The organism is Blastococcus sp. SYSU DS0510 (genome assembly GCF_054050835.1).
The window spans coordinates 1-8,425 of sequence record NZ_JBJHAC010000047.1 but is presented as its reverse complement, the minus strand read 5'-3'; the positions used below and the strand labels follow the sequence as shown (position 1 = coordinate 8,425).

General features: G+C 74.0%; 9 protein-coding genes. 1 reads left to right on the top strand and 8 read right to left on the bottom strand.

The window, feature by feature from the left end; all coding sequences use genetic code 11:
* Positions 1–103: 103 nt before the first annotated feature.
* The 8 genes from ACI79P_RS21545 to rpmH all read right to left on the bottom strand — a co-directional run bounded on the left by ACI79P_RS21545 (position 104) and on the right by rpmH (position 5,754).
* Complete coding sequence (locus ACI79P_RS21545; RefSeq protein ID WP_456583104.1) at positions 104–1,159, bottom strand: ParB/RepB/Spo0J family partition protein; 1,056 nt, start codon at positions 1,157–1,159, stop codon at positions 104–106.
* 25 nt (positions 1,160–1,184) lie between these two features.
* Positions 1,185–2,240: a ParA family protein gene (locus ACI79P_RS21540; protein WP_456583103.1), complete on the bottom strand. Its 1,056-nt coding sequence runs from the start codon at positions 2,238–2,240 to the stop codon at positions 1,185–1,187.
* Positions 2,241–2,336: 96 nt separating this feature from the next.
* The gene (rsmG, locus tag ACI79P_RS21535; protein WP_456583102.1) at positions 2,337–3,023 is read right to left on the bottom strand and encodes a 16S rRNA (guanine(527)-N(7))-methyltransferase RsmG; all 687 of its coding nucleotides are present in this window, start codon (positions 3,021–3,023) and stop codon (positions 2,337–2,339) included.
* Positions 3,020–3,613: a Jag family protein gene (locus tag ACI79P_RS21530; RefSeq protein ID WP_456583101.1), complete on the bottom strand. Its 594-nt coding sequence runs from the start codon at positions 3,611–3,613 to the stop codon at positions 3,020–3,022. The genes rsmG and ACI79P_RS21530 overlap by 4 nt, the downstream gene beginning before the upstream one ends.
* Positions 3,614–3,701: 88 nt before the next feature.
* Positions 3,702–4,850: a membrane protein insertase YidC gene (yidC, locus tag ACI79P_RS21525; protein WP_456583100.1), complete on the bottom strand. Its 1,149-nt coding sequence runs from the start codon at positions 4,848–4,850 to the stop codon at positions 3,702–3,704.
* Positions 4,843–5,238 carry a membrane protein insertion efficiency factor YidD gene (gene yidD / locus ACI79P_RS21520; RefSeq protein WP_456583099.1) on the bottom strand — a complete coding sequence of 132 codons (396 nt, stop codon included), beginning with the start codon at positions 5,236–5,238 and terminating at the stop codon, positions 4,843–4,845. Before yidD ends, yidC begins: the two co-directional genes overlap by 8 nt.
* Entirely contained in the window at positions 5,235–5,615 is a 381-nt protein-coding gene (rnpA, locus tag ACI79P_RS21515) for a ribonuclease P protein component (protein WP_456583098.1), read from the bottom strand. Before rnpA ends, yidD begins: the two co-directional genes overlap by 4 nt.
* A gap of 1 nt (position 5,616) precedes the next feature.
* Positions 5,617–5,754 carry a 50S ribosomal protein L34 gene (rpmH, locus tag ACI79P_RS21510; protein ID WP_091930872.1) on the bottom strand — a complete coding sequence of 46 codons (138 nt, stop codon included), beginning with the start codon at positions 5,752–5,754 and terminating at the stop codon, positions 5,617–5,619.
* A gap of 691 nt (positions 5,755–6,445) precedes the next feature.
* Here rpmH and dnaA point away from each other — a divergent pair.
* Positions 6,446–8,212 carry a chromosomal replication initiator protein DnaA gene (gene dnaA / locus ACI79P_RS21505; RefSeq protein WP_456583097.1) on the top strand — a complete coding sequence of 589 codons (1,767 nt, stop codon included), beginning with the start codon at positions 6,446–6,448 and terminating at the stop codon, positions 8,210–8,212.
* Positions 8,213–8,425: the final 213 nt, after the last annotated feature.

Genomic DNA, 8,425 nt, shown 5'->3' with positions numbered 1-8,425 from the left:
GCGGCGCCCCAACCCCCCGGGCCCACCCCCCCCTCCCCCCCCCCCCCCCCCGGCCCCAGGACGTCGGTTCGGAGGGGCCCCGCGCTCTGTGCTGTGACCGGGCTCAGGCGTCCGGACGGCGCCCGGTGATGTCCGGCGCCATGACGCCGATGATGCGCTGCAGGTCGTCGACCGAGCCGAACTCGACGACGATCTTCCCCTTCGAGCGGCCGATCTGGATCTTGACCTTCGTCTCGAACATGTCCGAGAGCCGGGAGCCCAGCTCCTCGACGCCGGGCGCGGAGATGCGCCGGGTGCGCCGCTTCGCCGCGGGCTCCTCGGCGACCGCCATCGCGACGGCCTCCTCGGTCGCCCGCACCGACAGCCCCTCGGCGACGATGCGGGTCGCGAGGGCATCCTGCGCCACCGGGTCCTGCAGGCCGAGCAGCGCGCGGGCGTGCCCGGCGGAGATGACGCCGGCGGCGACGCGGGTCTGCACCTTCACCGGCAGCTTCATCAGCCGGATGGTGTTGGTGACCTGGGAGCGGCTGCGACCGATCCGCTGGGCGAGCTCCTCGTGCGTGGCCCCGAACTCCTCCAGCAGCTGCTGGTAGGCGGCGGCCTCCTCGAGCGGGTTGAGCTGGACGCGGTGGATGTTCTCCAGCAGGGCGTCGCGGAGCATGGCGTCGTCGGTGGTGTCCCGGACGATCGCGGGAACGGTGCCGAGCCCGGCGGCCCGCGCTGCACGGAGCCGGCGCTCGCCCATGATGAGCTCGTAGCGCCCGCCCTCGGACTCGCGGACGACGATCGGCTGCAGGAGGCCGAACTCCTTGACGCTGTGCGTCAGCTCTTCCAGGGCCTCGTCGTCGAAGACCTGCCGCGGCTGCTTCGGGTTCGGGACGACGTCGTCGACCGAGACCTCGCGCAGTTGCGCCCCGGGGACGCCGACCGCGCCGCTCTCCTCGGCCGGCGTCGGCGCGGGGGAGGGGACCAGGCTCACCGGGGCCGGCGACGACGGCTCCGGCACGGAGGTCGCGCCGCCGGCGGCCGCCGCCGGCCGGTCGGTGCCCTGCTCGTCCCGATCCCGGGCCGGTGCGGGGGCGACCGGGGGAGGCGTCGGCGCCGGACCCGTCGGGATGAGCGCCGCCAGCCCGCGTCCCAGGCCGCCTCGCTTCGTCATCGTTGCTCCTCGCTGGCAGGGGTGGTCACTGGGAGTCCTGGCCGAACGGCACGGCCGTCTCGCCGAAGGCGAGCGCACCGACCGGGGTGGCCCCGTTGCTGCCGGGCGCGACCTCGAGCGGCTGCAGGGCGGCCCCGCGCTGGGCCAGCTCCCGGGCGGCCTCGACGTAGCTGGTCGAGCCACGGGACCCCGGGTCGTAGGTCAGCACCGACTGCCCGTAGCCGGGCGCCTCGGAGACCCGGACGTTGCGGGGGATGACGGCGTTCAGGACGAGCTCGCCGAAGTGGTTGCGCACCTCGTCGGCCACCTGGTCGGCCAGCTTGGTGCGGCCGTCGTACATGGTGAGCAGGATGGTCCGCACGGCGATCCCCGGGTTGAGGTGCTGGCGGACCAGGTCGATGTTGTTGAGCAGCTGCCCCAGGCCCTCGAGGGCGTAGTACTCGCACTGGATGGGGATGAGGACCTCGTCGCCGGCCACCAGCGCGTTGAGCGTCAGCAGGCCGAGCGAGGGCGGGCAGTCGATGAGGACGTAGTGCGGTCGGCGCTCCCGCGGCAGCGCCGCGACGTACGCCTCGATCGCCCGGCGGAGGCGGTGCTCGCGGGCGACCACGGAGACGAGCTCGATCTCGGCGCCGGCGAGGTCGATCGTCGCCGGCACGCAGAGGAGGTTGGGGCTGGCCGTCGTCGGGTGCACCACCTCCGAGAGGGTGCTGTCGCCGACGAGCGCGTCGTAGATCGAGGGCGTGCCCACCGTGTGCTCGACGCCCAGGGCGGTGCTCGCGTTGCCCTGCGGGTCGAGGTCGATGACCAGGGTCCGGAGGCCGTAGAGCGCCAGCGCGACGCCGAGGTTCACCGTGGACGTGGTCTTGCCGACCCCGCCCTTCTGGTTCGCGATGGTGATCACGCGGATGCGACCGGGAGCCGGGAAGGGCTCCTGCTCCGCGGCGTGCAGCACCCGGGTCGCGCGCAGCGCCTCCATGGCGATGGGGCTGTCGAAGTCCGCGAGCCCACCCGAGGACGACGCCGTCGACGACTGGTCAGCGGCGAGGCTGCTGCGCAGCCGCTCGCCCGGGTCGGTCATCGCTGGTCCTTCCTCTGCCGGCGTTTCACGTGGAACCGATCGGGTAGCCGCGCCTGTTCCACGTGGAACAGGACGCGGGGTGGTGTCCCGGGGTCCTCACCGGTCGCCCCGCGTCATGACCACCACGGTAGTGGCAGCGTCTCCCAGGGACGCACCGACAGCCCGCGCCTCGATGTCCCGCATCCCGGCGGCCTGCAGTTCCGGGCGCAGCGCCGGCAGCTCGGCCAGCGCGCGCGACCCCACGAGGGCCACCAGCTGGGCGCCGGGCCGCAGCAGCCCGCGGCACCAGCCCACGAGGCGGGGGAGCGGCGCCACGGCCCGAGCGGTGACGACGTCCACGCGGCCGACGGCGGCGACCACCGACCTGTCCTCGGCACGGCCGCGGACCACGCGCCAGGTGGACGACGGCTCCACCAGCTCGGCGACCGCCTCCTCCAGGAACTCCACCCGCCGGGCCATCGGCTCGACGAGCGTGAGGGCGATGTCGGGGCGGGCGAGCCCGAGCGGGATGCCCGGCAGGCCGGCGCCGCTGCCGACGTCGACGACCCGGGCGTCCCGCGGCACGGCCTCGGCCACCGCGGCGCTGTTGAGGACGTGCCGCTCCCACAGCCGAGGGACCTCACGGGGCCCGATCAGGCCGCGGGTGACCCCGTCGGAGGCGAGCCGCGCCACGTAGCGCTGGGCCGCGGGGAGCGCGGCGCCGAAGACCTCGGCCGCCTCGGGCGGCGCCGGCGGTACCTCCGGCATGCCCGCGGCGCCGGAGGGGCGACCTCCGTCGCTCACCTGTCGGGCAGGACCACGACGCGGCGGCGGGGCTCCTCGCCCTCCGACTCGCTGTGCACGCCCGCCACCGAGGCGATGACGTCGTGCACGACCTTCCGCTCGAAGGGGTTCATCGGGCTCAGCCGCTCGGGCTGCCCGCTGGTCGAGACCCGGCGGGCGGTCTCCGCGGCAAGCGCCGTCAGGTCGGCCCGGCGCTTGGCCCGGTAGCCGCCCACGTCCAGCATCAGCCGGCTGCGCACGCCGGTCGACTGAGCGACGGCGAGGCGGGTGAGCTCCTGCAGCGCCTCCAGCGTCGCGCCGTCCGGCCCGATCAGGTCGTTCAGCCGGCCCCCGACGATGGCGACCGATGCCCGGTCGCCCTCCACGTCGAGGTCGATGTCGCCGTCCACGTCGAGGATGTCGAGGAGGCGCTCGAGGTAGTCACCGGCCACGTCACCCTCGCGGACCAGCAGGTCGTCACCGGTCGCACCGGCCCCACCGGCCCCGTCCGTCTCGAGGACGACGGGCTCCACGACGGCGTCGTCGCTGGCGGGGTCCGCGTCGGGCAGGGCCGGCGGGTTGTCGGTCACGGGCTGCTGCGGAGCACTCACGGGTGTTCCTCCCAGTTCTGTGCGGCGGCCGGGTCGTCCCGGTGGTCTGTGTGCCGGGCGGGCCGGCGGGGGAGCGGTCGGGCGGAGGTCAGCGACGCTTCCGCTTCCCGCGGTTGGCCGGTCCCTGACCCGCTCCGGGGCGGGAGCGACCGGAGCCCGAGCCCGCGTTGCGCGAGCCGGTGGCGCCGTTGGCCGAGGAGCCGTTCGCCGTGGGGCCGTCGCCGGCGGGGACGTCGGACGCGGGGACGTCGGGCGCGGGGACGTCGGCCGCCGGGCCGTCACCGAGGAGGCCGTCGCCGTCCACGGTGCTCGCCGGCGCCACGGTCGTGGCCGACGGGCGACCCTGCTTGGGGCGCACCGGCTTGGCGCCCGGCTTCGGGGCGAGGGTCTTGGGGTCGATCGCCGGCTTGTCCGAGCCGGCCTTGGCCTTGGCGGCGTCCGAGCCGGGCGGCGGCATCTTGCGGAGGATGAAGAACTGCTGGCCCATGGTCCAGAGGTTGTTCGTCATCCAGTAGATGAGGACGCCGATCGGGAAGATGAAGCCGGAGATGAAGAGGCTGATCGGGACGCCGTAGAGCATCAGCTTCTGCACCATCGCGGCCTGACCCTCGACCGGGCCCGAGCGCGACATGATCTGCTTCTGCGTGAAGTACGTCGTGAAGCACATGATGATGATCAGCGCGAACGCGACGATGCGGATGTTGGTGTAGTTGACGCCGGCGATCCCGAGGATCGCCTGCTCCTTGGCGCCGCTCATGTTGAAGGACGAGGAGATCGGCGCACCGAAGAGCTGGGCGCGGGCGGCCTGGTCGGTGAGCTCGTCGGTCCAGGAGTAGAGCCCCTGCTTGTCCGGGGCGAGCCGGCGCAGGACGTGGAACAGCGCGAGGAAGACCGGGATCTGCGGCAGGATCGGCAGGCAGCCGGCCAGCGGGTTGACGCCACGCTCCTTCTGGAGCTGCTGCATCGCCACCGCCATGCCCTGGCGGTCGCTGCCGTACTGCTTGCGGAGCTTGGCGATCTCCGGCTGGAGCTCCTGCATCGCCCGCTGCGACTTGACCTGCTTGACGAACAGCGGGAAGAGGATCAGCCGGATCGTGACGACCAGGAAGACGATCGCCAGCACCCAGCTCAGCCCACCGAGGGCCGTCTCGGGCGCGGGCTCACCGAAGACCAGGTTCCACAGCGAGTGCCACCGGGCCATGACCCAGGAGATGGCGGTGTACAGCCAGTCAAGCAACGGAGGACTCCTCCTGCGGGGTCCGGCACGGGGCCGGCGGGGTGGCCTCGCGGCCGGGGTCATCGGACGGCGCGCCCGCGGGGCGTGCCGCTGAGGTGGACGAGCGGGCGCCCGCCTCGGTTCCGTGCGCCGCGCGGACCGGAGGGACGGGGTCGAGCCCGCCGGGGTGCCACGGCGCGCACTTGGCCAGCCGGACCAGCGCGAGCCAGCTGCCGCGGGCCGCACCGTGCCGGCCCACCGCCTCCGCCGCGTAGGCGCTGCAGGTGGGGTGGAACCGGCACCGCGGCGGGAGCGCCGGGCTGATCGCCCGGGAGTAGAACCCGACGGCGCCCAGCAGCAGCCGGGCGACGGGGGAGCGGGGCGGGGACGTCCCGGCCGGCGCGCTCATCGCCGGGCACCCCGGTCGCCGAGCAGCCGCTCCAGAGCCGTGACCAGGTCACGGTGCAGCGCCGCCGAGTCGGCGTCGGCGGCCTCCGGGCGGGCGCGGACGACGAGGTCCGCGCTCGCCGGCAGCCGGTCGAGCTCGGCCCGGACGACGGCTCGCAGACGGCGGGTCACCCGGTGGCGGACCACCGAGTTGCCCACGCTCTTCCCCACCACGAAACCGGCCCGCGCAGCCACCGGCGACGATGCGTCGCCGGCCGGCTGCTCGGGCCGTTCGGGGAGGTAGTGCAGCACCATGGTCGGTCGCCCGGCGCGCCGGCCGGATCGGACGACCGCAGTGAACTCCGGGCGCCGGCGCAGGCGTGCCTGCGCAGACAGCACGTCAGGCGGAGAGCTTCTCGCGGCCCTTGCGCCGACGGGTGGCGAGGATCGCCCGGCCCGCGCGGGTCCGCATCCGCAGCCGGAAGCCGTGGGTCTTGGACCGGCGACGGTTGTTCGGCTGGAACGTGCGCTTGCTCACGAGGTACTCCCACTACACGGCATCGGCGATGCGTCCCCGTCGGTGGACGGGCACGCGCAGGGCGTCGGAGCGGCACGGTGGCCGTCCCCGGAACCCCGGAAGCTGGCACTGCGGACCGACGGACCCGGGCCCGACCGCGCAGACTGGCGAGGCCGGGGACGGGCATACCCGTCCGCAGACTCCGGCCAGCATAGCCGAGGACCACCCGGTGCCGGTGACCGACCGCCCATGGTGCGCCCGACGCCCCTGGCCACCGGCGACGGCGCGCCGGTCGGGACGACGTCGCACGGCGCCCGCCCCGGCCGGTCGGCGAGCCCGCTCCGCCCACCGCGGCGTTGCCCGGCTGTGGACGGGGCTGTTAGCGTCGCCGTCGCTCCGCGTCGGACGCAAGGGTCACGGCGCGCGGGCCGACCCCGTCGGTCGACCGACCGCCGAACCACCCCTCCAGCCGCCCGAACACGGCCGTGACCAGCGACGTTGCTGCCTCGGCCAGCGTCCCGTGCAGAGCCGGCGCAACCCTCGGCCGGCCGTGCACAGCCTGTGGACACCGATGTGGACCACGCGCGTTCGTGTGTCCACAACCGGGGCACCCACCGGTGGACGGTCCGCGGTCGACGGAGGGCGCGGCCCGGCCGGTCCGGACGCACCGGGAGCGGCCGCGGGGTCGACAGCACTGGGAGGACGAGACGGCATGGCCGATGCCACGCTGGACCTGGCGACGGTCTGGGACCAGATCCGGGAGCGGCTGGCGACCAGCCTCTCCCCGCAGCAGAACGCGATGCTGAATTTGACCCGGCCGCTGGGCCTGGTGGAGGACACCGCCGTGCTCGCCGCCCCCAACGAGTTCACCCAGACGGTGCTCGAGTCGCGGATGCGCCGGGTGCTGGCCGAGGCGCTCTCCGAGCAGTTCGGCCGCGACATCCGCGTCGCCGTCCAGCTCGAGGACGCGCCCGCGGCGCCGCCGGCGGACCGCCGGGACGACGAGCCGACCCGCCGTCCGTGGTCGGCCGTCGAGGCGCAGCGCGCCGAGGAGGACCAGGCCACCCGCGACCGCGCCGACGACGGGCGCAGCGCGTTCGGCGTCCGCGCCGACGTCGTGGGCACCCCCGCCCCCTGGGACCGCCCGGCGTCCGCCGATCGGCCGGCCGCCCGGGGCTTCCCGGAGGTCCGCGAGCTGCACCCCGCCGACGGCCCGCCGCGCCCCCCCGCCGACCGCGGGGCCCCGGAGGACTGGAGCACCACCACCTGGGGCGGCGACGCGGCGGCGACCTCCGCCGGCCAGGACTGGGGCGGCGCCGGCCCGGAGCAGACCGCCGACGTCCTCCCGTTCGACGTCGACGCCGCCGCGGCGGAGCAGCGGCGCGGCGGATCGGGAGCCGGATCACGCAGGAGCCGCCCCGAGGCCGGCCGGCCGGCCGGCCTGGACCCGGGTCTCAACGCCAAGTACGTCTTCGACAGTTTCGTCATCGGCAACAGCAACCGGTTCGCCCACGCCGCGGCCGTCGCCGTCGCCGAGGCGCCCGCCCGCGCCTACAACCCGTTGTTCATCTACGGCGAGTCCGGGCTCGGGAAGACCCACCTGCTGCACGCCATCGGCCACTACGCCGCGCGGATGTTCCCCAACGTCCGCGTCCGGTACGTGAGCACCGAGGAGTTCACCAACGAGTTCATCAACCTGGTGCACTCCGGCCGGGCCGAGGACTTCCGCCGTCGGTACCGCGACATCGACTTCCTGCTCATCGACGACATCCAGTTCCTGGAGCGCGCCGAGCGGACGCAGGAGGAGTTCTTCCACACGTTCAACACGCTGCACAACGCCAGCAAGCAGATCGTCATCACCTCCGACCGGCCGCCGAAGAAGCTCACGACCCTGGAGGACCGGCTCCGCACCCGCTTCGAGTGGGGCCTGATCACCGACGTCCAGGCGCCGGACCTGGAGACCCGCATCGCGATCCTGCGCAAGAAGGCGTGGGGCGAGCGGCTGCAGGTGCCCGACCAGGTGCTCGAGTTCATCGCCAGCAAGGTGCAGACCAACATCCGCGAGCTCGAGGGCGCGCTCATCCGCGTGACAGCGTTCGCCAGCCTCAACAAGCAGCAGGTGGACCTCCCGCTGGCCGAGCTGGTGCTGAAGGACCTGATCAGCGACGAGCAGGGCCCGCAGATCACGGCGGCGATCATCATGGCGGCGACCGCCGAGTACTTCTCCGTGACGATGGAGGAGCTGCAGGGCACCAACCGCAGCCGCACCCTCGTCAACGCGCGGCAGATCGCCATGTACCTGTGCCGCGAGCTGACCGAGCTCTCGCTGCCGCGCATCGGGGCCTCCTTCGGCGGCAAGGACCACACCACCGTGATGCACGCCGTCAAGAAGATCACTAACCTGATGAGCGAGCGGCGGGCCACGTACACCCAGGTCACCGAGCTGACCGCCCGCATCAAGAGCCGCGCCCGGCAATGACATCGCGGTCCTCCGGACCGCACCGCGGTCACGTGCCGTCCCCGACTTGAGCTGAGCCCATCCGTCGTGCCTGCGCGGGACCCTCCGGTCAAGCCCGCTGGCGTGGTGTGTGACGGCTACCGCGTGATCTTCGGTTGGGTCAGGCACTGAGCGCCGGGATGGCCGGCTGGTCGGTCACCTCCTCGTCGGCGGTGTCGGTGTCGGTGACGGGCC